Origin of the sequence: Kitasatospora sp. MAA4 (assembly GCF_029893355.1) — a bacterium.
GTDB lineage: Bacteria > Actinomycetota > Actinomycetes > Streptomycetales > Streptomycetaceae > Kitasatospora.
Map to the genome: position 1 here is coordinate 20558 of NZ_JARZAI010000024.1, position 25773 is coordinate 46330.

The following is a 25773-nucleotide window of genomic DNA, read 5'->3' on the forward strand; positions in this document are numbered from 1 at the left end:
TTGACACCACAGGCCCGCTGGCCTTGGGATTGGTCTGTTCGCCCCCACCCAAAGGGCGGACGAAGCCCTGGCCGGCGCAGTCCAGGGCCAGTCGCTCAGGAGGCGCACTATGGCGTACTACCGCACCGTCGGCACGGTGCCGCCCAAAAGGCACACCCAGCACCGGAACGAGGACGGCGGCCTCTACTACGAGGAGCTGATGGGTGAGGAGGGCTTCTCCTCCGACTCCTCGCTGCTCTACCACCGCGCCATCCCGTCCGCGCTGGTGGACAGCCGCATCTGGGTCCTGCCGCAGGGCAAGCCCGAGCCGAACCACCCGCTGAAGCCCTTCCACTTCAAGCTGCACGACCTCTTCCCCGGCGAGGAGTGGCGCCAGACCGACGCCGTGCGCGGCCGCCGGGTCGTGCTGGCCAACGCCGACGTCCGGATCGCCTACGTCGCCTGCGGGCAGCCCTCGCCGCTCTACCGCAACGCCATAGGCGACGAGTGCGTCTACGTGGAGTCGGGCACCGGCACGCTGGAGACGGTCTTCGGGACGATCGAGGCCGGCCAGGGCGACTACCTGATCGTGCCCCGGGCCACCACGCACCGCTGGGTGCCGACCGGCGACCAACCGCTGCGGCTCTACGCGATCGAGGCCAACAGCCACATCACACCCGCCAAGCGCTACCTGTCGAAGTTCGGTCAGCTGCTGGAGCACGCGCCGTTCTGCGAGCGCGACCTGCGCGGCCCGGTGGGACCACTGCTCTCAAACGAGAGCGGTGATATCGAGATCTACGTCAAGCACCGCGGCAACGGCAGCGAGGGCGTGGCCGGCACGGTCTTCGTGACGCCCACCCACCCCTTCGACGTGGTCGGCTGGGACGGCTGCCTGTACCCGTACGCCTTCAACATCAGCGACTACGAGCCGATCACCGGCCGGATCCACCAGCCGCCGCCGGCCCACCAGGTCTTCGAGGGCAACAACTTCGTGATCTGCAACTTCGTACCGCGCAAGGTGGACTACCACCCGCTGTCGATCCCCGTCCCGTACTACCACTCCAACGTGGACAGCGACGAGGTGATGTTCTACTGCGGCGGCGACTACGAGGCCCGCAAGGGCTCGGGCATCGGCCAGGGCTCGATCTCGCTGCACCCCGGCGGCCACACCCACGGCCCGCAGCCGGGCGCCTACGAGCGCAGCATCGGCGCGGAGTTCTTCGACGAGCTGGCGGTGATGGTGGACACCTTCCGCCCGCTGGAGATCGCCGAGGGCGGCCGGGCGAGCGACGACGGCACGTACGCATGGAGCTGGAGCGGGCGCGGCCCGCAGGACGGTGGAAGCAAGTGACGGCCCTTCAGACCTGGGTCCCGGTTCCCGCGGGTTCCGACTTCCCGGTGCAGAACCTGCCCTACGGCGTCTTCACGCCGCTGCGCGGCGGCCACCCCGTGGGCGAGCCGCGGGTCGGCGTCGCGATCGGCGAGCGCGTGCTGGACCTGGCCGCGATCTGGGCGGGCACCTCGCTCGGCGCCGCGCTGGCCACCGGCTCGCTCAACGCGTTCCTGCGCCGCGGGCCGGCCGAGTGGGCCTACGTCCGCGAGCGGGTCACCCGGCTGCTGACCACCGAGGACGAGCGCCGCCTGGTGGAGGCCAACCTGCACCGGATCGACGAGGTGCAGCTGCACCTGCCGATCGAGGTCGCCGACTACGTCGACTTCTACGCCTCGGAGAACCACGCCACCAACCTGGGCCGGATGTTCCGCCCGAACGGCGAGGCGCTGCTGCCGAACTGGAAGCACCTGCCGGTCGGCTACCACGGCCGGGCCGGCACGGTCGTGGTCTCGGGGACGGACGTGCGCCGCCCCAGCGGCCAGCGCAAGGGCCCGGACGACGCGGCGCCGGTCTTCGGCCCGTCCGTGAAGCTGGACATCGAGGCCGAGGTCGGCTTCATCGTCGGCGCGGGCTCCGCGCTCGGCGAGGCGGTGGGCGTGGACGACTTCGCCGAGCACGTCTTCGGCGCGGTGCTGGTCAACGACTGGAGCGCGCGCGACGTCCAGGCCTGGGAGTACGTGCCGCTCGGCCCGTTCCTCGGCAAGTCCTTCGCGACCTCGATCTCCGCGTGGGTGGTCCCGCTGGCCGCTCTGGAGGCCGCCCGGGTGCAGACGCCCGTCCAGCTGCCCGAGCCGCTGCCCTACCTGGTGGAGAAGCAGTCCTGGGGCCTGGACCTCCAGATCGAGGTGGACGTCAACGGGCACACCGTCTCGCGTCCGCCGTTCGCCGGCCTCTACTGGTCCCCCGCCCAGATGCTGGCGCACATGACGGTCAACGGCGCCTCGCTGCGCACCGGCGACCTGTACGCCTCCGGGACGGTCTCCGGCACCGAGGCCGACCAGCGCGGCTCGCTGATCGAGCTGACCTGGAACGGGCGCGACCCGCTGACCCTGCCCGACGGCTCCACCCGGACCTTCCTCGAGGACGGCGACACCGTCACGCTGCGGGCCAGTGCCCCCGGCGCGGACGGCGTGCGGATCGGTTTCGGCGAGGTGGCCGGCACCATCCAGGGCTGAACGAACATGCGTGCGGCCCGCCCCCGTTGTGCTCGGGGCGGGCCGCACGGCGTTGTCAGGAGAGGTTCAGCGCGGTGTCGTCCACCACGAACGAGGTCTGCTTGGTGTAGTCCTCGGTGCCGCTGAACTTCAGGGTGACGCTCTGCCCGGCGTAGGCCGCCAGGTCGAAGCTGTGCTGGACGTAGCCGGCGGCCGCGTTCAGGTTGGAGTAGGTCGCCAGCGTGGTGCCGTTGGCCGTCACCGTGAGCGTGTCGTAGGCCTTGGTGGTGCTGGTCTCGGCGGTGTCCACGTGCAGCCAGAAGCTGAACGTCGCGTTGGTGCAGCCGGTCGGCACGGACACCGTCTGGGCGAGCGTGTCGGTGTGGGCGGTGCCGTGGCCGTCCAGCCAGACGTCCTCGGTGCCGCTGTGCGCCGGCTCGGTGCCGCCGCTGTTGAGGCGGGCCGAGCCGCCGAGCGTCCACGGTGAGGCGCTGCCGCTCTCGAAGCCGGGGTTGCCGAGCAGCTGCGCCGGGGTGCAGCCGCCGCCCCCGGCCGAGCCGACCGTCCAGGTGAAGGCGGCCGAACCGACCACGCCGGTGGTGTCAGTTGCCGTGACCGTGACGGGGTAGCTGCCGGCCGAGGTCGGCGTGCCGGAGATCAGCCCGCTGGCGGCGTCGATCGACAGACCGGCCGGCAGCCCGCTCGCGCTGTAGCTGAGGGTCTGCCCGGCGGCGGAGTCGCTGGCGCCGATCGGCAGCGAGGCCGCGGTGCCGACCGTGCCGGACTGGGCGCCGGGGTTGCTGACCGTCACGGTGTCGCCGGTGGTGGCGGAACCGCCGCCGGCCAGCCAGGCGGTGGCGTTGAGGCCGAGGGCCGCGTTGGTGGCCTTGGGGTCGGCCCAGCCGACGTACAGCGACTTGCCCGACTCGCCGGTGCCGTCGTCGATGGCGGAGCTGTCGTCCCACAGCGCGACCCGGCCCTTGCCGAAGGTGCTGGTGGTGAAGAACGCGCCGGTGGTGCCCGAGGGGGTGGCGGTGCTGAGGTAGACCAGGCCGCGGACGTTGGGGTTGTCGGCCGGGTGCAGGGTGGTGCTGGTGCCGTTGGCGATCAGGCTGTGCGTGACCGTGCCGAACGGGCCGTTGAGGACCGGGTTGGTGCTGTCCTGGATGGCGACCGGGTAGTCGGACACGATGTTGTTGTAGTCCACGCTGAACCCGAAGGGGTCGTTGCTGTCGACGCTGTTCACCGACATCAGGTCGTTGATGATCTTCGGCGAGTCCCAGCCGTCATTGTTGCGGTCGCTGCCGGTGTGGTCGGAGATCAGGAACAGGCCGCCACCGTTCTGCACGAACGTCATCAGCGCGGTCTTCTCCGCGTCGGAGAGCCGGATGTTGGGCTCGGGCAGCACGAAGGTGTCGAAGTTGCTGAGGTCGAGCGGGTTGGCGGAGTTGCCGTAGCTGATGCTGTTGCCGGGCGGCAGCGTCTTGAGGCTGTACTGGCCGGTCTGCTGCAGGGCCACCCCCCAGGAGGAGATCGCGCCGGTCCAGTCGGTCTCGGACTGCGGGTTGGCGTTCTCGGCCAGCGGGTCGGGCATGCTCGTGCTGATGATCCAGTCGGCGTTGCCGGCCGTCTCGGCCTTGGTGTCGTCGAACAGGACGCGGTGCTGCGCGGTCGCTGCCTTGGACACCAGCGGCGCGGCGGTGGCGGCGGTGGCCGGGTGGCCGGCGGCGACCGTGCCGAGGGCAGCCAGGACGGCGGTGGCGGACAGGCCCGCCAGGACCCGTCGGGACCTCTGACCTGCGGACATCCGTGCACTGATCATGCGTCAAGCTCCTCGAGGTGTGGGGACGTTGAGGCGTCGCTACGCGCGTAGGCGGACTGCCGACAAGCAGCATGGGGGCCGCCGTGCGTCGCGTTCCACCATGATCTGGCAACCGAGTCTTGAACGGAACATGTCCAACTGGCGCAATTCGGCGTGTCGGTGACGGCGTAAAGAAGATTTGCATATCCGTAACATCACCCCGGCGGACCCCTCCCCTACTGTTGTCGACACGCCGTCAAAACGGCCCGGCACACCCGATCCCCGAAGCCCGTCGGGTGGGCCTCCCTGCGCCCTCACAAGGGAGTTCGTCATGCCCGCTGCACGTCGCCGCACCCTGGCCGTCTCCGCAGCTCTGCTCGCGGTCCTCGGCACCGCAGGGCCCGCGCTCGCCGCCTCGGCACCCGCGATCGTCCAGGCGCCCAACGCCTCGACGACCCCGCACCTGGTCGGCCCGCACAGCCACGTGCTCAACAGCACCAGCAGCAACTGGGCCGGGTACTCCGCGACCGGCGCCAAGTTCACGAGCGTCACCGCCAGTTGGGTCCAGCCCGCGGCGAGCTGCACCGGCTCCGACACCTACTCCAGCTTCTGGATCGGCCTGGACGGCGACGGCAGCAACTCGGTCGAGCAGACCGGCAGCGAGGTCGACTGCTCCGGCGGGTCCCCGCAGTACTACGCCTGGTACGAGATGTACCCGGCCTACCCCGTGAACTTCAGCAACACCGTGCGCCCCGGCGACCACTTCACCTCGTCCGTCACCACCAACGGCAGCGGCTCGTTCACCCTCAAGCTCTCGGACACCACGCAGGGCTGGACCAAGACCGAGAACAAGACCCTGCGGAACGCGGCGCTCGCCTCCGCCGAGATCATCGCCGAGGCCCCCTCCGACAGCTCGGGCGCGCTGCCGCTGACCGACTTCCACACGGTCTCGTTCACCGGCGCCACCGCCAACGGCCAGCCCATCGGCACCTTCTCCCCCGACGCCATCACGATGGCCTCGGGCAGCACCACCAAGGCCAGCACCTCCTCGCTCTCGGGCGGCGGCAGCTTCTCGGTGACCTGGAAGCACAGCTGACACAGCTGATCAGACCCTGGGGGGCGGCCGGTGCGACCGGTCGCCCCTCTGCGCTGCCCCTCGGTCCCGGTGTCCACGGTTGTCCAGGACTGTCCAGGGTCATTGTCCGGACACCCCGAGCCGCGAAGAGTACGACCACGGCTCGGCCCCAGCTGGGGGCCCGACCGAACACACCACTGGGGGGCCCATGTCCACGTCGAGTACCTCGACAGCACCACCACTTCGCGAGCGCCGCCGTTCGGCAACCGTGGCAGCCGCAGCCGCCCTGGTAGCGCTCGTCGGCTTCGGAGCACCACTGGCCCCGGTCGGCGCCGCCTACGCGGCCACCGTCACGCACGACCACGTGCTCGACTGGAACCAGGTGCTGCGCAACAGCTTCAAGGACGTCTGCGGCGAGTACGGAGCCCCCGGGCCGCTGGCGCGCGCCGGGGCGATGATGCAGGGCGCGATCTGGGACGCCGACAACTCCGTGTCCGGCGGCGGCAACCCCGCCTACGGCTTCTACCTCGGTCGGATTCCCGCCGCAGCGGACGCCAACGCCGAGACGGCGATCGACTACGCGGCCCATGACACCCTGGTCGCGGCCTTCCCCGGCCAGCCGGCGGCCTTCTACCAGCCGATCGACGCCGCGCTGGCCACCGAACTCGGTTACATACCCGGCTCGGTGTCCGCCCAGGCGATCGCGGACGGCAAGGCGGTGGGGCAGCAGGCGGCCCAGGCGATGATCACCGCCCGGTCCGGGGACACGCCCGCCTTCGACACCAGCTACACCGTCAACGCGATCCCCGGCCAGTGGCGCCCCACCGACACCAAGTGGTCGGCGGCGACCCCGAACTGGGGCAAGCTGAAGCCGTTCACGATGAGCAGCAGCACGGAGTTCCAGCCCCCGCTGCCGGCCGGCTACAGCTCCTACGCCGCGCTGCTGGCCAGCCCCGAGTACGCGGCCAACGTGAACGAGGTCCAGCGGGTCGGATCGGCCGACGCCGAGGCCAACGGTCAGCGCACGCCCGACCAGACCCAGCAGGCCCAGTTCTGGGCGAACGACCGGGGACCGGACTGCGGTCCCAACCAGGACACGCTGATCACCCCCGGCACCTACAAGCCCCCGGGGCAGCTGTTCGAGACCACCGCGGCCATCTCGCAGGCGAGGGGGCTGGGCGAGTTCGCCAACGCACGCCTCTTCGCCCTGGTCGGGTTCGGCATGGCGGATGCCGGGATCACCGCGTGGGACGCCAAGTACGACACCCCCATCCAGCTGTGGCGGCCCGTCACCGCGATCCAGAACGCCGACCCCGCCGGCAACCCCGCGCTGACCCCCGATCCGAACTGGGAGCCGCTGTCCCTGGGGGCCGACGGCACCCACTTCACCCCGCCGTTCCCCTCGTACGTCTCCGGGCACGCGACCTTCGCGGGCGCCTGGGCCGGCGTGGTGCGCGACTACTTCGGTGACAACGTCAACTTCACCGCCCACACCCAGGACCCGCAGCTGTCGGACACCGTCACCCGCAGCTTCACCAGCGTCACGGCTGCCGCCGTCGACGACGGCTTCAGCCGGCTCTACCTGGGCGTGCACTACCGCTGGGACACCGAGCAGGGACTCAACGCGGGCTACTCGGTCGGCGACAACGCCTACCGCAGCGCACTGAAGGCCGGCAGTCCCATCGCCTACCAGGGCACGGTGGCCACCGCTGCGGCCGCCGCCAGTGGGACGAGCCTGACCCTGCCGGTCGCCCACCCGGTCCGTGCCGGTGACACCCTGCTGGTCTCGGTGATGCTGACGAACACCAAGTCCGGCACGGTCACCGCCACCGACTCCCAGGGCAACGTCTACACCGCCGTCGCACCCAGCGACCGCACCGACGGCGCCGGCGACCGCACCCTGGTGCTGACCTCGGTCGGCGCCAAGCCGCTGAGCAGCTCCGACACGATCACCCTGACGTACCCGAGCAGCGGCGAACACCACGTCTCGGTCCAGGAGTTCAGCGGCGTCACCGCCGTCGACCAGAGCACCTCGGCCACCGGCGCAGCCGGAACCCCCTTCAACTCCGGTGCCACCGCGACGACATCGGCCGCGGGCGAACTCGTCTTCGGCGTGGCCGGCGTCCAGGGCGGCGAAAACGCCACCTGGACCGGCGACTTCACGCCGCAGCCGACCCTGTTCGTCTCCGAGGACCAGCTCGCCACGGCCTACCAGATCGTCTCCACCCCCGGCAGCTACGCCGCCACCGGCTCCGCCACCCACCAGTGGATGTCCGCGGTGGTCACCCTCCGGTAGACCCCCTCTCGCTGGACCGACGCCCCGACGCACCCGTGCGCCGGGGCTGGGCGCGTTGCCGTCGGCCTACCCGGGGGTCGATTCGTGGAGCCCTTCGAGGAGGGGAATCGTCTGCTCGGCCCCCGGTAGCGCGTTGATCTCCTCGCGGACCCGCTCGGCGGCGCGGCGGTAGGCACCGTCGGCGAGGACAGCCGATACCGTCGTGCGGACTTCCTCCGAGGTGGCGGTCATCGGGTCCAGGACCCGCGCGGTGCCGAGTTCGACGCACCGTCGGGCGTTGTACGGCTGGTCCGCACCCAGGGGGAAGAGGACCGACGGCAGGCCGTGGGCGAGCGCTCCCATCAGGGTGCCGGAGCCTCCGTGCGAGACGACCAGATCGCACTGCGGCAGAAGCAGCTCCTGCGGAACGAACTGTTCGACCCGGACGTGCTCGGGCAGCGGCCCGAGCTCTGCCGGGTCGACCTTCTCGCCGACGGTGACGACGACCTTCACGGGAAGCTCCTGGAGTCCTGCCAGGACCCGGGAGAACAGATCAGTGGTGGTGTTCGCCGTGCCCAGGGTGAAGTACACGGTGGGCGTGCGCGGCGTGGTGTCAGCTGGGACGGCGGCTGTCGGTCGGAACGAGAAGGTGTGGGCGGGCAGGGGGAAGCGCGGGTCCCGGAAGCTCGGCGGGAACGGCGACAGGACCAAGTGCCGGTCCAGCATGGCGAGCTCGGGGTCCGGCGGCAGGCCGTACGCGGACCGCAGCTCGTGCAGCGGCTCGGCAACGACCTCCTTGCGCAGGAAGCCCCCGGCCGCGAGCACCAGGACAGTCGCGCACGGAAGTCCGAGCGACTCGGCCGCGATCGCGGTGCCGAAGTCGACCTCGTCACGCACCAGGACATCCGGCTTCCACGCCTGGGCAAGCTCGAGAACCGCCGCAGCCTGCCGCCGCGCCCCGCGCCGGGCGAAGCCCTCTGCGAGCTGCCGAACCTCCGCTTCCGGATCGGGTGCCTCCACAGTCCTGGGGTCCGCGGCTTCCTGGCGTATGCGCGGCTCGCTGGTGGCGAAGGCGGTGAAACCCGCGGCTGCGATCTCGGGCCCCCTCCCGCCCGCGCCGGCAACGGCAACCGTGTGCCCTGCGGCTTGAGCTGCGCGGGCCACCGGGATGAGAGGACGGAAGTGACCGCTGCCGCCGATGAACGTGAACAGGATTCGCATCGGGCGAGGCTACCTTCCGAGGGCTCGGCGGACGAGCCGGCTAACGCGCCACGCGGTAGCGGAGGTAGACGACGTTCGAGCTGAAGGTGCGGGTCTCGACGAGTTCGAGATCCACCCGGCGCTCGCGTTGGGGAAAGAACGGAATGCCACCGCCGACCAGCACCGGGTAGACCATGGCCCGGTACTCGTCGATCAGATCCGACGCGGCCGCCTCGGCGGCGAGAGTCGCGCCGCCGATCGCGATGTCGCCCTCCCCCGGCTCGGCTCGCAACCGCTCGATCTCCTCCGCCACGCCGCCGGAGGCCAGGCAGGCATGGCCCTGCACCGCCGAGAGCGTGGTCGAGAACACCACCTTCGGGAGCGGCTTCCAGAGCGCGGCCCACTCGAGCATCGAGTCGTCAAGCGATGGATCCTGGTCGGCGGTCTCCCAGTACAGCATCGTCTCGTAGAGCCGTCGCCCCAACAGGTGGACGCCGACCTCTCGAATCTCGTCGATCCAGAAGCGAAAGACCTCCGCGTCCGGCGCCGTCCAGTTGAAGCCGCCGTCCGGCCCGACGATGTAGCCGTCAAGTGAGACGCCCATCGAATAGGTCACGCTGCGCATCAGGAGCCCTCCTCGGTAACGGGTTCCACAGTACGACCGCCGGACGCCGCAGACTCATCGCGGCTCGCGGGACACCCAATCGTCCGGTCCCCCAGCAGCTGTACGGAGTCGACATCGACCGAGAGCGACGCAAGCTGGCCCTCTCCCGGCGACAGACTGCGTTGGGCGGGTGACGGCTCGGCGCGGCAGCGTGGGCACTGGCAGCGGGGCCAGGTGAGCGGGTTGTAGGACGGGCTGTCCGCCTCCACCACCTCGCGGGGTGACAGCTCGACGCGGCGGCCGTCGCCGGTGACGCGGTAGCTCGTGATGGTCATGGCGCTGCTGCGCGGCTTTCTCACGTCAACTCGTTTCGCACAATGGGCAGTTCGGCCATCCCAGTGGGCACGGCCTCGCCCCGGACGACCCGGCCCAGGCAGGCCGCGTGAGCGGCGATGTAGTCGGCGATCGCCTGAAGGGTCCGGACGTTGCAGCCGCCGATCTCCACATGGACGCCCTCGGGGAGGAGGCTGATGCGCCCTGCGGCGAGGGAGAGCAGTGGCGGTAGCCCAGCCAACGCGAGGGCGTCCACCATGGCGTCGACAGCCTGCTCGGCAGCTTCCCGGAGCTCGCGGGCCATCCGGGCGTCGGGGCTCTCAACTCGACCGCTTGCCACGGGCGTCCAGTCCCTCCTGGAGCAGGCCGACCAGTTCCATGACGACGTCGGCGCGGGCCCGGCCCAGGTCGATCAGGACCTCGCCGGTGAACCAGCCCTCGTGCCAGTCGACGCCGATCGACGGCAGCGCGAGTCCGGCTTCGGCGAGGAGGGAGGTCAGCGCGGCGGCGGCGTCGGCCGCTTTCTGGCGGGCTGCTGCTGTGAGTCTTGAGAGTTCCGATGCCATGGGGCCCATTCGTTCAGCTGGCTTACTGTGACCAGTTGGTGACTTTGTGCTTCCAGCATCGGCAGATCGGCGTAGCCTCGCTAGGGGTGAGATCTTGACCGATCCGCCTGAGCACGGACAGATCCAACGAGACACACGGCACGATGGGGGCCCGCCATGGCTGGTCGAAAGAACACGCTGGACCCGAGCGAGTCCCCCGGCTCGCTGTTCGGCGGGATGCTCCGCCACTACCGGGAGTTGCGGGATATGTCGCAGCCTCAGCTCGCGGCCAAGGTCCCGTGTGATGCGAGCTTCATCAGCAAGGTGGAGAGCGGCACGCGCCCGCCGAAGGACGACCTCGCCGAGCGCTGCGATGTGATCCTGCGGACCGGCGGCGCCCTCACCTACCTCATGCCGTACGTCAAGAAGCGCCTGGAGCTGGTCTTTCCGGAGGGGTTCATGGACTACGTCGCCGAGGAGGCCCGGGCCACCGAGCTGCGAACCTTCGAGACCACCTATGTGCCAGGACTGCTCCAGACGCCCGCCTATGCCAGCGCTCTACTCGGCTCTTCGAGCGCTAATCTGACCGACACCCCTGACACGGTTGAGGAGCGCCTCGCGCTGCGTCTCGACCGCCAGCAGATCCTCACGGCTGAGACGCCGCCTTTCCTCTTCGCCGTGATCGATGAGAGCGCACTGCGGCGGCCAATCGGCGGGCCAGCGGTGATGCGAGAACAGTTGGATCAGCTCTTGACGGCTGCCGAACGTCCCAGCATTGCTCTACAGGTGGCGCCGCTGGCGCTCGGCGAACGAACGGCGCTGACCTCGTCGTTGATTATTCTGACTCTCCCTGACGGTTCGACAGTGGGATACTCAGAGACGATGGGACGCGGCGTGCTCGAACGGGACCCGATGCTCGTTGCATCACGGCAGCGCTTGTTCACCCTGCTTCAGATTGCAGCCCTCTCGCAGGATGCCTCCATGGACCTGATCCGCAGCATCAGACAGGAGTTGTACTCATGACCGTAGATCTGACCAGCGCCCGGTGGCGCAAGTCGAGTTACTCAGGAACAGACGGCGGAGCCTGCGTCGAGGTGGCCGACGGTCAGTTCATCGACACGGTCCCCCTCCGCGACTCCAAGGACCCCGAGGGCCCCGCCCTCCTCCTCCCCCTCACCGCGTTCACCGCGTTCGTGGCAGGCATCAAGGCTGGCGACTTCGGAACGGTCTGTCCGCTGCCGTGAACGCCCCATCGACAAGCACCGGAACAACGCCGCAGACATCCAACTCGCTCGCGATGCCCACATCCTCGCCGAAGCCGCCGTACGCCAGTTCCCGGCCCGACGCGCTGTCAGCGACCGCAGCCGCGACATCCGGCGTCGCCTCGTAGCACGCAACCGCAGCGGCCGCCTCGGCCGACATGGAACCCCCGCCCTGCTTCCGCAGCGCCGCGAGGACCGCACCCGCGCCGAGCAGGTCCTCCAGTGCGGGGCGCAGGCTGCCGTCCGGCCATCGCTCACCGGCGGCGATCACCGCAACCGGACGTTCGGGAGTTCCGTAAGCCTGCTGCGCGAGCCAGTTCCCCACCGCCGTCGCGTTGCGCAGGCAACCGGCGACGACCACCGACGCGCCCGCCGCCGCAGCGATGGAGGAACCGTTCGGGGAGGGCAGGACCAGGCGCGGGGTGAACGGCGCGCTCCTCAGCGCCGCCGGCGACAGCGACCACGGCGAGTCCGACGTGGCCGCCCGCCGCCCAGCGGCCAACCGCGCGTCCATCGCGTCAGCGAACTTCACGGCGGATTCGTCGTGCCAGGCATAGGGAAAGACCCGCGTCCCGGACTCCACCGCCACCGTCACCGAGGTCGTGAACGACAACACGTCCACCACCACCAGACACGCGACATCCGCCGCGAGCCGCTGCGCGCCGACCGGTCCCCAGTCGAACCGCGCCCCGCTGCCTGTCTGCACGTACCAATCGTCCACAGCAATAGCCATGGCCGACCACCCTGCCGTAATTCGCTTGCCCTGGCAACGGATCAACGCTGCACTGTGGCGGGACACCACGCGTCGTGGTGCCGCGCACCCCGGGAAGGCAGCTACAGCAGCAATGGAGATCCGTACCACGACCGACCAGGACCTGGAGGTCTTCGTCGACACCATCTTTGCCGCGTTCGGGCGCTTCCGGGACTCCCCGGCCGAGGGCGAGGGGAAGTTGTGGTCGGCGTACGAAATGGACCGCAACCTGCTCGCCGTGACAGCGGACGGGCGGCCCGTCGGCACCGCTGGTGCGTACTCCTTCGAACTCACCCTGCCCGGTGGGATCATCGTCCCGGTCACCGGGGTGACCGCCGTCGGCGTCCTGCCCTCGCATCGGCGCCAGGGCGTGCTCAGTGCGATGATGCGGCGTCAGCTCACCGAGTTTCGGGGCCGCGGGGAGTTCCTCTCCGTGCTGCTGGCCTCCGAGGCCCTGATCTACGGCAGGTTCGGCTACGGACCGGCGACCTACACGCGGCGCCTGACGGTGCCTCGCCACCAGGCCGCCCTCACCCTCCCCCGGGCGCGCAGCGCGGCCGACGACCCAGCGCCCGGCGCGGACAGCGGCTCGATCGAGGTGCTGCGGCGTGCCGAGTGCGGCGAGATCCTGGAGGCGGTCTACGACCGCTATCGCCGCGCACAGCCCGGCGCGGTGTCCCGGCCGCACCGCTGGTGGGCCTCGCGCGCGGGGCAGGCCCCGATCTCGCCGGCGCAGCGCTACATCGCCGTCCACCGTGACGGCAACGGCGTCCCGGACGGGTACGCCAGCTACTCGGTCGACGATTCCGAGACCTTGACGGTCGACGAGACCATCGCCACCGACGACGCCGTCCTCACCGCCCTGGCCCGGTTCGCCCTCGGACACGACCTGGTCACCAAGGTCGTGTTCAAGCACGTCCCGGCCGACCACCCGCTGCGCTGGCAGCTCGCGGACTTCAACGCCGCCCAGCTGAGCAGCGAGACCGACTGGCTCTGGGTGCGGCTGCTGGACGTCCCGCGTGCGCTGTCCGCGCGCGGCTGGTTCGCGGACGGCGAGCTCGTCCTCGACGTCGAGGACCCGTTCCTCGGCGAGCACGGCCGCTACCTGCTGACCGTTCGGGACGGCAGGGCCGAGTGCGTCCCGACGGACCGGGAGCCTGACCTGTCCCTGGACGTGCGCGACCTGGGCTCGATCTACCTCGGCGGTACCGCCCCGAGCACGCTCGTACGTGCCGGACACATCCGCGCCCACCGCCCGGGCGCGGCCGCCCTCGCCGACGCGCTCTTCCGCGCCGAGCGCTCCCCGCACTGCCTGCACTGGTTCTGACCGTGCGCTCGGGCCTGTCCGGCGGATCCCGCCGGACAGGCCCCCGCTCAGGGCTCAGCGCTTGAGCGTGAAGGCGAAGTCCCCGGAGAGCTTGCCGCTCAGCCGGACTGCCGACACGAGGCTCCCCTCCGTGATCAGTCTCCCGACCTCGGCCCGCGAAAGACCGCAGCCTTCAGCGATCAGTCGCACCGGCCGGACAGGGATCGGCGCGGCAAAGCGGACCGACACGTCGATCACCTCGCGGTCCAGGTGATCCGAGCCGCCGGTGTCGAGGCGCCAGGCACCGTCCCAGTCGAGGGCGATGCGATTGCGGCGCTGCACGACCGGATCCTGGAGCAACTCAGCTGTCAGGCCAGGGTCGTTGTCGTGCAGCCGGTCCAGCAGCTCAGGTCGTACGGATCGCACGTTCATCCGCTCCAGGAGCGTGAGCTTCGCCGTGTCCCCGCAGGCCGTACAGAGCACGAGGAGCCAGGCGTCGATGAGCTTGTGGTTGGCGTTGACGCGGAACTTGCCGCTTGCCCGGAAGCGTTCGGACGCGCACGCGTGGCAGCGGCGGCGAACGAGAGGCAGGCAGGTGGGCGCGACCGCCCAGGTTTCGAGCAGCACAGAAGTACACCGGTTTCAGTGTGAGAAGACCGCAGCTAAAAGGAGCGCGGCGCAGATGCGCGACGCGCGACGATTCATCGCTCGGGAGGTCTCACAGGGTGTACAACGGGACGTCCTTGCGTAGACGACTTGGTCCGGCAGCACGGTAACGGCGCACAGCGGCGCTGTGCCACTGGTTTTCGTGCCACTGGTTTTCGACGTCAGGCCAGGACTGGCTGCGGTGCCGGAAGGTTCATCAGATGGTCGACCAGGGCGAGCAGCAGGTCGCGGCCGAACTCGCGTTCGCGGACGTCGCCGAGCAGCATCGGGACCTGCGGGTCGAGGTCGAGCGCGGCCCGGATCTCCTGCGGGCTGCGGGTGTTGCGCCCGTGGAAGCAGTTGATCGCCACCACGAACGGGATCGCGCGGCTCTCGAAGAAGTCGATCGACGCGAAACTGCTGTCCAGCCGCCGGGTGTCGGCGATCACGATCCCGCCGAGCGCGCCGTTCACCAGGTCGTTCCACATGAACCAGAAGCGCTCCTGGCCCGGGGTGCCGAACAGGTAGACCACCAGCTCGGTGCCGATGGTGATCCGCCCGAAGTCCAGTGCGACCGTGGTGGTGTCCTTCTCGTCCACGCCGTCGAGGTCGTCGATGCCGACGCTGGCGCGGGTCAGGTACTCCTCGGTGCGCAGCGGGGCGACCTCGCTGACCGAGCCGACCAGGGTCGTCTTGCCCACGCCGAAACCGCCCGCAATAAGGATCTTCACTGCCGCAGGAGCGGCCTGAGTGGTGCTCATGTTCAGAGTCTCCGGAGTCCGTCACGTACGGCGGTCAGCAGGCCGATGTCCATGCCGCCGCTCGCCCGGGCGACCGAGAGCGGGGCGCGGGCCAGCAGCAGGCCCTGGGCGATCAGGTCGCCCAGCAGGATCTTGGTGACCGAGACCGGCAGGTCGAGGTCGGCGGCCACCTCGGCGACAGCCGCGGGGTGGCGGCAGCGGTCCAGGATCACCCGGTGCTCGGGCTGGAGCCGCGCGCTCTGCCGACCACCTGGGTCGGCGGGGTCCTGCACCGTCGTCAGGACGGTGATCAGGGTGAGATCGTCCCGCTCGGGGGCGGTGCGGCCGCGGGTGATGGTGTACGGGCGGACCATCGAGTCCGAGCCGTCGTCGGCCGCCTGCTCCTCGCTCCAGTGCGGGGTCGTCACTCCTCGCCGCCTCGGATCGCGGTGCCGAGCTTCTGCCCGACCTGCTGGACCAGGGTGTGCATGGCCACCGACATCACCTCGGCGTCGACGTCCTGGGAGGCGATCACCGCCAGGTGGGTGCCCTGGCCGGCCGCGGTGACGAAGAGCCAGAGGTCGGCCAGTTCCACGATCACCTGGTGGACCTGGCCGCCGTCGAAGAGCTGGCCGACGCCGCGGGCCAGGCTCTGCTGGCCGGTGGCCACCGCGGCGAGCCGCTCGGCGTCCGCGCGCTCGATGTCACGGGAGTGGCTGACCACCAGGCCGTCGTCGGAGAGCAGGACCGCGTGGCGGGTGCCGACCACCCCGTCGACGAGTCCGTCCAGCAGCCAGTCCAGATCCTGGTGGGTGGCAATGGTGCGCGTCATGAGGAGCGGTCCTCCGTCGTGGGGGTGTGGGGTTCGGGAGTGGGCTCGGCGGGGAGCGGGATGCCGGGGCTCGTGTCGCTGGAGCCGTCGCGGGCCGCCCGGGACTGCCGCTGGAAGGCGCCGATCGCCGCACCCGACCGGGTCGGCAGGCCCTCCGGCCGCCCAGCAGAGGCAGACGTGCTGGGTTCAGCAGACGTGCGCAGCTCGGCGACCAGGCTGGCCTGGCGCACCCGCTGCGGCAGCGGCGGCTCGGGGGCCTCGGCGGTGTGCCCGTGGTCCTCGGTCCGCGCCGCCCACGAGGGCCGCGACGCCGGTTCGGGTTCGACGGGTTCGACGGGCGCGGCCGGCAGCGCCGCCGGAGCCGCGACCACCGTGCCCGCCAGCGCCCGTCCCCGCGTCCGGGCGGGCAGCGCGGCCGGCTCGACCAGCACCGCCGGCTCCACCACCGGCGCGGCCGCGGGGCCGTCCGTGACCAGCTCGGCCGGGATCAGCACGACGGCGCGGGTCCCGCCGAAGGCGGAGGGCCGGAACTCCACCCGCAGCCCGAGGCCGTCGGCCAGCCGGGCGACCACGTAGAGGCCGAGCCGGACGTCGTCGGCCTGCTCCAGCACGTCCATCCGGGGAGGACGGCGGATCAGCTCGTTCGCCGCGTCGTACTGCTCGGGCTCCATGCCCAGGCCGCGGTCCTCGATCTCGATCGCCAGCCCGCGCCCGACCAGGGCGGCCCGGACCTCCACCGGGGTGGGCGGCTTGGAGAAGGTCGCGGCGTTCTCCATCAGCTCGGCGAGCACGTGGACCACCGGGCCCACCGCCCGCTCGGAGATCCACGGGCTGCCCTGGACGTCGAGCACGATCCGCTTGTAGTCCTGCACCTCGCCCTGCGCGGCGCGCAGCACGTCCAGCAGCGGGACGGGCTTGCGCCAGCGGCGCTGCGGCTGGCCGCCGGCGAGGATCACCAGGTTCTCCTCGTAGCGGCGCAGCCGGGCCGTCAGGTGGTCGAGGTCGAAGAGGCCCTGCAGCACCTCGGGGTCCTCGTGGCGGCGCTCCATCTCGTCCAGCTTCTTGAGCTGGAGGCCGATCAGCAGCTGGGTGCGGCGGGCGATGCGCTGGAGCAGCCGCTCGAAGCCGCGGTGCTGCTTGGCCTGCTGGACGGCGGCCTGGAGCGCGCTGTCCCGGGCCAGGTTGAGCGCCCGGCCCAGTCGGCTCAGCTCGTCGCCACCGCCGTCCTCGCTGATGGCCGGCTCGGTGTCCACCTGCTCGCCGCGGCCCAGCCGCTCGACGACCTCGGGCAGGGTGCGCTCCAACTCCTCGGCCCGGTCGTGCAGGTCGAGGATCCGGCGGCGCAGCGAGCGGACCAGGCGCCAGGAGGTGATGATCACCGCGATGACCGCGAGCAGGCCCACGACGCTGGTCAGCACGACCCGCAGGAGCAGCGAGAGGACGCTGTCCTTGCCGGTGGAGACCACGGCGTCGGTGCGGCTCTGCATCAGCGCGACCACCTGCGGGGTGACCAGGTCGACGGCCTGGCGCCACTGGGCCTCGTCCGGCGGCAGCTGGACGTTGCCGTCGCCGTCCACCGCGCCGGGCCGCATCAGTTCCTGCTCGACGGCGGCCTTGGCCTGCCAGGCCGTGCCGGCGGTGAGCCGCTGCCAGATGGCGCGCTCCCCGGCCGGCAGGTAGGGCGCGACCATCTCGGTGTAGAGGAAGGCCTGGCTGCCGATGGCCTGCTGGACCTGCTGGTAGTCGGCGCTGCTGAGCTTGCCGGACGGCCAGCCGCGGGCCAGCAGCGCGTCCTCGCGGGCGATCATCTCCTTGGCCCAGAAGGTGTCGACGAGCGTGCGCGAGATGTAGGTGACCTCGCCGTTCTCCACGTGGCTGAGCGCGCTGAAGAGCTGGAGGTCGACCGTGATCAGGTCGGTGTAGTAGGTGAAGGTGGTCTGCTGGTCGGCGATGCCCTGGTCGACCGCGGCGCGGTGCTGCGGGAGTTGGGTCATCGCCTGGCGCGCCTCGGACACCGCGTTGCGGATCTCGGTGGGGGCGCCCGAGGAGTCCACGTCGGAGAGCGACTGGAAGGTGCGCACCGCGTCGTCGGTCAGCCGGCGCTGGTTGACCAGCGCGTCGGTGACGCTGCCGGGCCGGGCGAGCTGCTCGGCGCTGAGCCGGCGCTCTTCCTGGAGGTTGTAGTAGACGATGTTGGACGGCTGGCCGGCCTTCTGCGCCAGCAGCCCCTGCGCGGCCTGATGGTGGAAGTCGAACATGGTCTGGCCTGTGGTGACCGCCCAGAGCGCGGCCAGCGCGATGCTCGGGACGAGCGCCAGGACGAGCAGGGCAGTCCGCAGGGAGAGGCGCGAACGCCTGGGTTTGGAGGCTCCACGCGCGCGCAGGGGACTCTCCTCGGGGAGGGCGGCGGCCGGGGACGACCATCCGTCTGTGGCGGGACCTTTGACGCAGTGATACTAGTCATACCGCATGTCCGAGGGGGAAACAGGGGCTGAAGCGCAACACGGTGATCGAGCGGAACTCCTCGCCCGGGCGCAGCACGGTGGACGGGTACTCCGGGTGGTGCGGCGAGTCGGGGTGGTGCTGGGTCTCCAGCGCGACGCCCGAGAACGGTCCGTACGCGACGCCGCTCTCGCCGGTCACCGCGCCCTGGAAGCTGTTGGCGGTGTAGACCTGCAAGCCGGGCTCGGTGGTCAGCACCTCGAGCGTCCGCCCGGAGACCGGGTCCTCCAGCAGGGCGGCCCGGCCCGGCGAGCCGTCCGCCGGGCGGGGGCGCAGCACCCAGTTGTGGTCGTAGCCGCCGGGACCGGTCAGCTGCGGGTGGTCCTCGGCGATCCCCTTGCCGATCGGCGTCGCGCTGGTGAAGTCGAACGGGGTGCCGGCCACCGGCTCGTACGGGCCGTAGGGGATCTGCCGCTGGTCGGTCGGGGTGTACGCGTCGGCGTCCAGCGTGAGCAGGTGGCCCAGGACGTCGCCGCTGCCCTCGCCGGCCAGGTTGAAGTAGGCGTGGTTGGTCAGGTTGACCACCGTGGGGCGGGTGGTGACGGCGTGGTACTCGATGCTCAGCTCGCCGTCCGGGCCGAGCAGGTAGTCGACGCTGACGTCCAGCGCGCCGGGGAAGCCCTGGTCACCGTCGGGGCTGTGCAGGCTCAGCCGCACGCCCGCTCGCTCGCCGTCCCCGACCGGCTGCGCCGACCAGATCCGGTTGGCGAAGCCGTCCGGGCCGCCGTGCAGGGTGACGCCGTTGCCGGTGGGGGCGAGCGGGTGGTCGACGCCGTCCAGGGTGATCCGGCTGTCGGCGATCCGGTTGGCGTACCGTCCGACGGTGGCGCCGTAGTGCCGGGCCGGGCCCAGGATCGCGCTCAGCAACTCGGAGCTGAGCAGGAGTTGTGCCACCGCGCCGGTGCGGTCCGGGGTCCGGACGGTGTGCAGGGTCGCGCCCAGCGTGAGGACGGTGACCTCGACCGCGCCGGCCCGCAGCGTCCACCGCTCGATCGCCGCGCCGGCGCCGCCGGCCTCCAGGGGTGCGTGCGAGACCTCGACCGGTGTCAGCGCCATCTGCTGCTCCTCTTATCTGCACGGCTGGATGCGACGGGGGGTGCGTGTCCATTTCGTGATCAGTGATCACTGATCAGAGTAGAGTGTCCCGCCCGAATCCCGGGCGATCCCGGGCGGGACACAGGGCGCTACCGAGCGGTGTCGTCCGGGCGGTTCTTCTTCAGGCCCAGCGCCGCGGCCAGCCCCTCGTGGTTGGTGCCGGTCTTGCGGTGGACGGCCGCCAGGCGGCGGTTGACCAGGCTCAGCGGGAGGTCGAGGCGCTCGGCGATCTCCAGCGCGGAGAGCCCGCCCACGACGAACTCGGCCACCTCCCACTCCCCCTGGCTCAGCGCGTCCTTGCTGGTGGTGCGCAGCCGGTTGGGCCGCAGGCCGGAGGCCTTGAGCTCCTCGCGGGCCCGCGCCACCAGCCCGTCGGCGTTGCACTCCACCGCCAGTTCCATGCCCTGGTGCAGATGCTCGGTGGCGTCCCCGAGCCGGCCGACCCTACGCAGCGCCGCACCCAACTCCACGAGTGCGTACGCATGTTCGTACCCGACCGGGGACCGGCCGAGCTGCCGGACGGCCTCCTCCAGGAACTCCACCGCCCGCTGGCCCTCGGTCACCGCGGCCGACATCCGCAGCGCGGTGCCGATCGCCGAGGCGGTGCCGAAGCGCTGGGCATCCGCCAGCCCCTGCTCGGCCAGCTCGCGCGCCTCGACCGGGTCCACCGGGTGGACCGCGACGGCCAGATGACCGACCCAGGGTGCCCAGATGGTGTTCCGCCAACCGCGGCCCGTCAGTTGCGCACCCACCCCGCGCAGCACCCCGGCCGCGGCCACCCGGTCGCCCTGGGCCAGCAGCAGCTTGCCGTAGAGCGTCGGGGCATCGGGCAGCACCATCGCGGTCGGGTGGTACGGCGGCGCGAAGCCGTAGTCGGCGGCCAGCTTGCAGGCCTCCTCGGTCCGGCCGCGGGCGAGCAGGGTGTCGGCCAGCACGCCGACGGCGTCCCACTGCAACGGCAGATCGCTGCCGAGGCGGCGGGCGATCCGCAGGGCACTGCGCAGGAACTCCTCGGCCTCGGCGAGCGCACCACGGCGGAACCGCGCCAACCCCATCAGGAAGTGCGCGAATCCGAGATGGCCGCCGCCCCAACCGGCCACCTCGAAGGACCGGATGGCGTCCTCGAAGAGCCGCTCGGCACGGTCCAGGCGGTCGGTGTAGACATAGGTCAGGCCGATGATCCCGGGCAGCTCCAGACCCCAGTTGCTGTTCGTCCAGGCCAGGCCCGGCGGCAGCCGACCGTCCAACAGCGCGGAGTCGACCAGTTCCAGCGCCTCGGTGGAGCTCTGGCCCTGCAGGGTCAGATCCCAGGCGCGCAGCGCGCGGGCGGCCCGGGCGTTGACGTCGTCGCCGGTCAGCTCGGCGCTCAGCCGGCCGAGCCGGGCCGAACGGCCGGGGCCGTCCTCCTCCTCGCGCTGGAAGGCGGCCCAGATGTAGTGCGCCACCTCCAGCCGCAGCCGGCCGTCACCGGGCGGGGTGTGCTCGGCCGCGTCCAGGGTGAGCCGGGCCGCCTCGACGAGTTGGCCGCTGTGCGCCAGCACCTCGGAGAGCCGGAAGGTCGCATCCACCCGCAGTTCGTCCGACAGGCCGTCGGTCTCCAGCGCGATGCGCAGCTGGCGGACGGTGGTGACCGGGTCGGTGAGCAGCGCCGAGCAGCCGAGCTCGTAGATCACCGCGGCCCGGTCCTCGTCCTCCGGCGGCTCCTCCAACGCGCGCTCCAGGCAGCGCTTGGCGGCGGCGGGGGCGCCGACGGCCAGATGGTCGCGGGCCGCCCGGCGCAGCTTGGCGACCACCTCGGGATCGCCCTCGCCGTGGGTCTCCAGCAGGTGGCGGGTGGCCTCGGTCAGCGGTCGCCCGGCGAGCTCCACCTCGACAGCGGCCTTGCCGTGCATGGCGGTGCGGGTGCTCTGCCAGCTGGACCGGTAGATCGAGGTGGCGACCAGCGGGTGGACGAACTCCAGCGGACCGTCCGCAGGCCCGGTCAGCACCTGGTGGCGGCGCAGCTCGGAGATCGCCTCGCTCGCCACGGCCGGGGTCTGGCCCGCGATCCGGGCCGCCACGTTCGGCAGGATCTGGGTGCCGAGGATCGAGGCGGCATGGGCGAAGGTCAGCGTGCTGACGCCGAGCTTGGCGAGCCACAGTTCGCGGGTCATGCCGTTGGCCTCGGCGGCCAGGTCGTGCAGCAGCGGCACGTTCTCCTCGACCGGCTCGATGCCGCGCTCGCGGACCTTGGCCAGCAGCGCGTTGACGAGGTACGGGCTGCCCGCGGTGACCGCCCAGACCTGGCGGCAGAAGTAGTCCTCGGCGGTGTCGGGGTAGGCCGCGTGCACCAGCTTCTCGACCGAGGCGGGGGTGAGGCCCTTGAACTCCAGGTGGCGGTGCGGGTTCGAGGCCACCAGCGTGCGGAACGCCTGGGCATCCTCGGGAAGTTGGCCGGACCGCCAGGCGATCACCAGGAGCACCGGCAGCTCCGGGGAGCGCACCGCGAACGACTCCAGCCAGGCGAAGGACTCCGCGTCGGCCCACTGGAGGTCGTCCACCAGCATCACCAGCGGTGCCTTCAGCCTTGCGAGTTGGGTGACCACGTAGTCCAGCCCGGCGCGCACGCTCTGCGGGTCGGGCTCGGCGGCGGTGGGTTTCGCCATCCCCACGGCCGGGCCGGCGATGTCGATCCAGTGGCCGAAGACCTCCTTGCGCTGAGCGGGCGTCAGCGCCAGCAGCGTGGGCTGGAGCAGCTGGGTCAGCACGTGGAAGGGCTCCTTCACGCGCTGCTCACCACCCCGGGCGCTGAGCACCGTACAACCGCCGCGCCGGCCGGCCAGTGTGCGGACCCGTTGCAGCATGCTGGTCTTGCCCAGACCGGCCTCACCGCTGTAGAGGAGCAGCGACCCGAGTTCGACGCCGCCGGCCGCGAACTCGCGGCAGAGCGTGTCGACGGCCTGCTGTGCCACCCGGGTCGCCTGCTCCCGCTCGTGCAGCTCCGGCAGGCCACCGTCGGGCTCCTCCGGGCCCGGCCGCTCAGCCTGCACCACCCAGTCGCTCCCCTGTTCGGTCACTGTCGGTCCCTCCACCTCACCGCTCTGCGATCCTCCAGCGAGGTTATCGTCCGATCGGCCCGCGTGAGCACCGTTCGCGCAGGCCCGGGGGTTGATAAGGATTCAAGCCCATATACCAAGGGCAATTGCTGCGACAGTCATGCCATCCGATCGTGTGATCAGATACTCTGCGGCCCGGGGGGACCCAGTGGATCTTGACACAATGAACAGCAGCATCAGAGCCACCAACAGCGTCAACCACCTTCTCCTCCCCGGGAGTCCGATGTCCGATGCGCCCGCACTCGAGCTGCCCTTCCCGTCACGCCTCAGCCCGCACCGCGCGGACGCCGAGGCACGCCACCGGCGTTGGCTGGACGCGCACGCCATGCTCGGCAGCCGACTCGGTGCCGCCGGGTACACCCGCTGGGACGTCCCCGGCCTGGCCTCCCTCAGCTACCCCGACTGCGAGCCCGACGAACTAGCCCTGGCCACCGATCTGATGGGCTTCTACTTCCTCTTCGACGACCAGTTCGACGGACCGCTCGGACGCCGCCCGGCGCAGGTGGCCGCTATCTGCGACGAGCTCACCGGCGTCCTCCAGGGCCGCCACCCGAGCCACCTGCTCTCACCCTGCACGCGCGCCTTCGAGGACCTCTGGCAGCGGATCACCGACGGCATGTCGGACCGCTGGCGGGCCCGCGCCGCCTACAACTGGGAGTGGTACTTCGCCAGCCACCCGGCCGAGGCGGCCGGTCGGCTCGGCGGCCAACCACCGGACCGCGAGGGCTACCTGATCCTGCGCCGGGGCACCGCGGCGATGGAGACCGTGCTCGACATGGTGGAACGGGTCGGCCGCTTCGAGGTGGCACCTGCCGCCTTCCACTGCCCGCAACTCAGACAGCTGCGCCAACTGGCCGCCGACATACCGTCGCTGACCAACGACGTGCGCTCCTACCCGCAGGAGGCCTCGCGCGGCGACGTCAACAACCTGGTGATGATCGTCCAGCGCGAACGCGGCTGCACCCTGCAGGAGGCCGGCTCGGCGGTGCTCGCCGAGGCGCAGCAGATGGTCCGACGCTTCACCCAGCTGACGGACGAACTTCCGCGCACGTACCGGGAACTGGAGCTGAGACTGGACGAACGCCAGACGGCGCAGCGATACGCCGACGGGCTGAGCGCCTGGCTGACCGGCTACCTGGACTGGGAGATGAGCACCGGCCGTTACCGAGCCGCGTAGTCGGCTCTCCACGTACCGTAGCCGATCGCGACCCGCGGGGCTAGGGTGTCGAGGGCGCGCCAACGAACACCCATCCGGCACACGGGAGAAGAGACTTGACGATCTTTCAGCCCCCGACGACGACCTTCAAGGCCCGCTACGAGAACTGGATCGGCGGCGCCTGGGTCCCGCCGGTCCGCGGCCAGTACTTCGAGAACCCCACCCCCGTGACCGGACAGGTGTTCTGCGAGGTGGCCCGCGGCACCGCCGAGGACATCGAGCTGGCGCTGGACGCCGCGCACGCCGCCGCCCCCGCCTGGGGCCGGACCGCGCCCGCCGCCCGGGCCCTGGTGCTGACGAAGATAGCCGACCGCATCGCCGAGAACCTCGAACTACTGGCCGTCGCCGAGAGTTGGGAGAACGGCAAGCCGGTGCGCGAGACGCTGGCCGCCGACATCCCGCTCGCGGTGGACCACCTGCGCTACTACGCCGGCGCGATCCGGGCCCAGGAGGGCGGCCTCTCCCAGATCGACGACGACACCGTCGCCTACCACTTCAACGAGCCGCTGGGCGTGGTCGGCCAGATCATCCCCTGGAACTTCCCGCTGCTGATGGCGATCTGGAAGCTGGCGCCGGCGCTGGCGGCCGGCAACGCCGTGGTGCTCAAGCCCGCCGAGCAGACCCCGGCCACCGTGCTGGTGCTGATGGAGCTGATCGCCGACCTGCTGCCGCCGGGCGTGGTGAACGTGGTCAACGGCTTCGGCGTGGAGGCCGGCAAGCCGCTGGCCTCCAGCAGCCGGATCCGCAAGATCTCCTTCACCGGGGAGACCACCACCGGCCGACTGATCATGCAGTACGCCAGCGGCAACCTGATCCCGGTCACCCTGGAGCTGGGCGGCAAGAGCCCCAACCTCTTCTTCGCGGACGTCGCAGCCGAGCAGGACGCCTTCTACGACAAGGCGTTGGAGGGCTTCGCGATGTTCGCCCTCAACCAGGGCGAGGTCTGCACCTGTCCCAGCCGGGCGCTGATCCAGGCCCCGATCTACGACCGCCTGCTCTCCGACGGCCTGGAGCGGGTCCGGGCGATGCGGCAGGGCAACCCGCTGGACACCGACACCATGGTCGGCGCCCAGGCCAGCAACGACCAGCTGGAGAAGATCCTCTCCTACATCGACATCGGCCAGGCCGAGGGCGCCAAGGTGCTGGCCGGCGGCGAGCGGGTCGACCTCGGCGGCGACCTCTCGGGCGGCTACTACGTCGCGCCGACCGTCTTCGAGGGCGACAACAGCATGCGGATCTTCCAGGAGGAGATCTTCGGCCCGGTGCTCGCGGTGACCCGCTTCGAGGACTTCGAGGACGGCATCGCGATCGCCAACGACACCCTCTACGGGCTGGGCGCGGGCGTCTGGAGCCGGGACGGCAGCAACGCCTACCGCGCCGGGCGGGCGATCCAGGCCGGCCGGGTGTGGACCAACTGCTACCACGCCTACCCCGCACACGCGGCCTTCGGCGGGTACAAGAACTCCGGCTTCGGCCGGGAGACCCACCAGATGGCCCTCCAGCACTACCAGCAGACCAAGAACCTGCTGGTCAGCTATGCGCCCAAGGCCCAGGGCTTCTTCTGATGCCCGCGCTGAAGCCGATCTCCCAGGTGGCGGTGACCGAGGCCGCCGCCGAGCTGCTGCGGGAGCTGACCGCCGAGCACGGGCCGCTGATGTTCCACCAGTCCGGCGGCTGCTGCGACGGGTCGGCGCCGATGTGCTTTCCCGCCGGGGAGTTCCTGACCTCGGACAGCGACGTCCTGGTGGGAGAGCTGGCGGTGCCGGGGCTGGCGCCGGTGGCGGTGTGGATGGCGCGCGACCAGTTCGCCTACTGGTCGCACACCCACCTGACCATCGACGTGGTGCCGGGCCGGGGCAGCGGCTTCTCCCTGGAGTCGCCGACCGGGCGGCGCTTCCTCACCCGCTCGCGGCTGCTGACCGACGAGGAGAGCGCGGCGCTGGGCCCGCGCTGAGCACCCTCCGCGCCTG

General features: G+C 71.0%; 23 protein-coding genes. 10 read left to right on the top strand and 13 right to left on the bottom strand.

The features are described 5' to 3' along the window. The first annotated feature begins 109 nt into the window (after positions 1-109). Together P3T37_RS27560 and fahA are read left to right on the top strand one after the other, a co-directional pair. The gene (locus P3T37_RS27560) at positions 110-1330 is read left to right on the top strand and encodes a cupin domain-containing protein (protein WP_280726605.1); all 1221 of its coding nucleotides are present in this window, start codon (positions 110-112) and stop codon (positions 1328-1330) included. After that, on the top strand, positions 1327-2547 hold the full coding sequence (fahA, locus tag P3T37_RS27565) for a fumarylacetoacetase (RefSeq protein WP_280726606.1): 1221 nt from the start codon (positions 1327-1329) through the stop codon (positions 2545-2547). The genes P3T37_RS27560 and fahA overlap by 4 nt, the downstream gene beginning before the upstream one ends. A 55-nt stretch (positions 2548-2602) precedes the next feature. Here the strand turns inward: fahA and P3T37_RS27570 are convergent, their stop codons facing one another. Further along, on the bottom strand, positions 2603-4348 hold the full coding sequence (locus tag P3T37_RS27570) for a putative Ig domain-containing protein (RefSeq protein ID WP_348533289.1): 1746 nt from the start codon (positions 4346-4348) through the stop codon (positions 2603-2605). Positions 4349-4658: 310 nt separating this feature from the next. Here P3T37_RS27570 and P3T37_RS27575 point away from each other — a divergent pair, with 310 nt between their 5' ends. Both P3T37_RS27575 and P3T37_RS27580 read left to right on the top strand, forming a co-directional pair. Next, complete coding sequence (locus tag P3T37_RS27575) at positions 4659-5423, top strand: G1 family glutamic endopeptidase (RefSeq protein WP_280726607.1); 765 nt, start codon at positions 4659-4661, stop codon at positions 5421-5423. A gap of 247 nt (positions 5424-5670) precedes the next feature. After that, a complete protein-coding gene (locus P3T37_RS27580; protein ID WP_280726608.1) occupies positions 5671-7698 on the top strand; it encodes a vanadium-dependent haloperoxidase in 2028 nt (675 codons plus the stop codon). 66 nt (positions 7699-7764) lie between these two features. Here P3T37_RS27580 and P3T37_RS27585 read toward each other — a convergent pair whose 3' ends face one another. The 4 genes from P3T37_RS27585 to P3T37_RS27600 form a co-directional block, all read right to left on the bottom strand. Further along, on the bottom strand, positions 7765-8574 hold the full coding sequence (locus tag P3T37_RS27585; RefSeq protein WP_280726609.1) for a nucleotide disphospho-sugar-binding domain-containing protein: 810 nt from the start codon (positions 8572-8574) through the stop codon (positions 7765-7767). Between the two features lie 364 nt (positions 8575-8938). Continuing rightward, positions 8939-9502, bottom strand: a complete 564-nt coding sequence (locus P3T37_RS27590) for a dihydrofolate reductase family protein (RefSeq protein ID WP_280726610.1) — start codon at positions 9500-9502, stop codon at positions 8939-8941. Between the two features lie 334 nt (positions 9503-9836). Next, positions 9837-10154, bottom strand: coding sequence for a hypothetical protein (locus P3T37_RS27595; protein WP_280726611.1), 318 nt, complete (start codon positions 10152-10154; stop codon positions 9837-9839). After that, the gene (locus tag P3T37_RS27600; RefSeq protein ID WP_280726612.1) at positions 10135-10380 is read right to left on the bottom strand and encodes a hypothetical protein; all 246 of its coding nucleotides are present in this window, start codon (positions 10378-10380) and stop codon (positions 10135-10137) included. The genes P3T37_RS27595 and P3T37_RS27600 overlap by 20 nt, the downstream gene beginning before the upstream one ends. 156 nt (positions 10381-10536) lie before the next feature. On the opposite strand from P3T37_RS27600, the gene P3T37_RS27605 reads away from it, so the two are divergent. Together P3T37_RS27605 and P3T37_RS27610 are read left to right on the top strand one after the other, a co-directional pair. After that, positions 10537-11382, top strand: a complete 846-nt coding sequence (locus P3T37_RS27605; RefSeq protein ID WP_280726613.1) for a helix-turn-helix transcriptional regulator — start codon at positions 10537-10539, stop codon at positions 11380-11382. After that, entirely contained in the window at positions 11379-11603 is a 225-nt protein-coding gene (locus tag P3T37_RS27610; protein ID WP_280726614.1) for a DUF397 domain-containing protein, read from the top strand. The genes P3T37_RS27605 and P3T37_RS27610 overlap by 4 nt, the downstream gene beginning before the upstream one ends. Here P3T37_RS27610 and P3T37_RS27615 read toward each other — a convergent pair. Next, on the bottom strand, positions 11563-12354 hold the full coding sequence (locus tag P3T37_RS27615; protein ID WP_280726615.1) for a 2-phosphosulfolactate phosphatase: 792 nt from the start codon (positions 12352-12354) through the stop codon (positions 11563-11565). The genes P3T37_RS27610 and P3T37_RS27615 overlap by 41 nt on opposite strands. Before the next feature lie 112 nt (positions 12355-12466). Here P3T37_RS27615 and P3T37_RS27620 point away from each other — a divergent pair, with 112 nt between their 5' ends. After that, positions 12467-13699, top strand: coding sequence for a GNAT family N-acetyltransferase (locus P3T37_RS27620; RefSeq protein WP_280726616.1), 1233 nt, complete (start codon positions 12467-12469; stop codon positions 13697-13699). Between the two features lie 54 nt (positions 13700-13753). Here the strand turns inward: P3T37_RS27620 and P3T37_RS27625 are convergent, their stop codons facing one another. The 7 genes from P3T37_RS27625 to P3T37_RS27655 all read right to left on the bottom strand — a co-directional run bounded on the left by P3T37_RS27625 (position 13754) and on the right by P3T37_RS27655 (position 22548). Further along, the gene (locus tag P3T37_RS27625; protein ID WP_280726686.1) at positions 13754-14302 is read right to left on the bottom strand and encodes a DUF1062 domain-containing protein; all 549 of its coding nucleotides are present in this window, start codon (positions 14300-14302) and stop codon (positions 13754-13756) included. A gap of 203 nt (positions 14303-14505) precedes the next feature. Next, a complete protein-coding gene (locus tag P3T37_RS27630) occupies positions 14506-15084 on the bottom strand; it encodes an ATP/GTP-binding protein (protein WP_280726617.1) in 579 nt (192 codons plus the stop codon). 2 nt (positions 15085-15086) lie between these two features. Further along, the gene (locus P3T37_RS27635) at positions 15087-15437 is read right to left on the bottom strand and encodes a DUF742 domain-containing protein (RefSeq protein ID WP_280726687.1); all 351 of its coding nucleotides are present in this window, start codon (positions 15435-15437) and stop codon (positions 15087-15089) included. Between the two features lie 50 nt (positions 15438-15487). Beyond that, positions 15488-15895: a roadblock/LC7 domain-containing protein gene (locus P3T37_RS27640; RefSeq protein ID WP_280726618.1), complete on the bottom strand. Its 408-nt coding sequence runs from the start codon at positions 15893-15895 to the stop codon at positions 15488-15490. Continuing rightward, positions 15892-18153, bottom strand: coding sequence for a nitrate- and nitrite sensing domain-containing protein (locus P3T37_RS27645; protein ID WP_280726619.1), 2262 nt, complete (start codon positions 18151-18153; stop codon positions 15892-15894). Before P3T37_RS27645 ends, P3T37_RS27640 begins: the two co-directional genes overlap by 4 nt. Before the next feature lie 202 nt (positions 18154-18355). After that, on the bottom strand, positions 18356-19453 hold the full coding sequence (locus tag P3T37_RS27650; protein WP_280726620.1) for an aldose epimerase family protein: 1098 nt from the start codon (positions 19451-19453) through the stop codon (positions 18356-18358). 128 nt (positions 19454-19581) lie between these two features. After that, entirely contained in the window at positions 19582-22548 is a 2967-nt protein-coding gene (locus P3T37_RS27655) for an AAA family ATPase (protein WP_280726621.1), read from the bottom strand. Between the two features lie 262 nt (positions 22549-22810). Here P3T37_RS27655 and P3T37_RS27660 point away from each other — a divergent pair, with 262 nt between their 5' ends. The 3 genes from P3T37_RS27660 to P3T37_RS27670 all read left to right on the top strand — a co-directional run bounded on the left by P3T37_RS27660 (position 22811) and on the right by P3T37_RS27670 (position 25757). Next, positions 22811-23764, top strand: coding sequence for a terpene cyclase (locus P3T37_RS27660; RefSeq protein WP_280726622.1), 954 nt, complete (start codon positions 22811-22813; stop codon positions 23762-23764). A 95-nt stretch (positions 23765-23859) separates the two neighbouring features. Beyond that, positions 23860-25368: an aldehyde dehydrogenase family protein gene (locus tag P3T37_RS27665; protein WP_280726623.1), complete on the top strand. Its 1509-nt coding sequence runs from the start codon at positions 23860-23862 to the stop codon at positions 25366-25368. Continuing rightward, positions 25368-25757 (top strand): DUF779 domain-containing protein, encoded by a 390-nt coding sequence (locus P3T37_RS27670; RefSeq protein WP_280726624.1) that lies wholly within the window; start codon positions 25368-25370, stop codon positions 25755-25757. Before P3T37_RS27665 ends, P3T37_RS27670 begins: the two co-directional genes overlap by 1 nt. Positions 25758-25773: the final 16 nt, after the last annotated feature.

What these genes read in the sequence shown, in the direction of transcription:
- P3T37_RS27560 (WP_280726605.1), top strand. Translation starts at nt 110, where the DNA reads ATGGCGTACTACCGCACCGTCGGCACGGTGCCGCCCAAAAGGCACACC.
- P3T37_RS27570 (WP_348533289.1), bottom strand. Translation starts at nt 4,348, where the DNA reads ATGATCAGTGCACGGATGTCCGCAGGTCAGAGGTCCCGACGGGTCCTG.
- P3T37_RS27575 (WP_280726607.1), top strand. Translation starts at nt 4,659, where the DNA reads ATGCCCGCTGCACGTCGCCGCACCCTGGCCGTCTCCGCAGCTCTGCTC.
- P3T37_RS27590 (WP_280726610.1), bottom strand. Translation starts at nt 9,502, where the DNA reads ATGCGCAGCGTGACCTATTCGATGGGCGTCTCACTTGACGGCTACATC.
- P3T37_RS27600 (WP_280726612.1), bottom strand. Translation starts at nt 10,380, where the DNA reads ATGGCATCGGAACTCTCAAGACTCACAGCAGCAGCCCGCCAGAAAGCG.
- P3T37_RS27605 (WP_280726613.1), top strand. Translation starts at nt 10,537, where the DNA reads ATGGCTGGTCGAAAGAACACGCTGGACCCGAGCGAGTCCCCCGGCTCG.
- P3T37_RS27610 (WP_280726614.1), top strand. Translation starts at nt 11,379, where the DNA reads ATGACCGTAGATCTGACCAGCGCCCGGTGGCGCAAGTCGAGTTACTCA.
- P3T37_RS27615 (WP_280726615.1), bottom strand. Translation starts at nt 12,354, where the DNA reads ATGGCTATTGCTGTGGACGATTGGTACGTGCAGACAGGCAGCGGGGCG.
- P3T37_RS27620 (WP_280726616.1), top strand. Translation starts at nt 12,467, where the DNA reads ATGGAGATCCGTACCACGACCGACCAGGACCTGGAGGTCTTCGTCGAC.
- P3T37_RS27630 (WP_280726617.1), bottom strand. Translation starts at nt 15,084, where the DNA reads ATGAGCACCACTCAGGCCGCTCCTGCGGCAGTGAAGATCCTTATTGCG.
- P3T37_RS27635 (WP_280726687.1), bottom strand. Translation starts at nt 15,437, where the DNA reads ATGGTCCGCCCGTACACCATCACCCGCGGCCGCACCGCCCCCGAGCGG.
- P3T37_RS27640 (WP_280726618.1), bottom strand. Translation starts at nt 15,895, where the DNA reads ATGACGCGCACCATTGCCACCCACCAGGATCTGGACTGGCTGCTGGAC.
- P3T37_RS27645 (WP_280726619.1), bottom strand. Translation starts at nt 18,153, where the DNA reads ATGTTCGACTTCCACCATCAGGCCGCGCAGGGGCTGCTGGCGCAGAAG.
- P3T37_RS27650 (WP_280726620.1), bottom strand. Translation starts at nt 19,453, where the DNA reads ATGGCGCTGACACCGGTCGAGGTCTCGCACGCACCCCTGGAGGCCGGC.
- P3T37_RS27660 (WP_280726622.1), top strand. Translation starts at nt 22,811, where the DNA reads ATGTCCGATGCGCCCGCACTCGAGCTGCCCTTCCCGTCACGCCTCAGC.
- P3T37_RS27670 (WP_280726624.1), top strand. Translation starts at nt 25,368, where the DNA reads ATGCCCGCGCTGAAGCCGATCTCCCAGGTGGCGGTGACCGAGGCCGCC.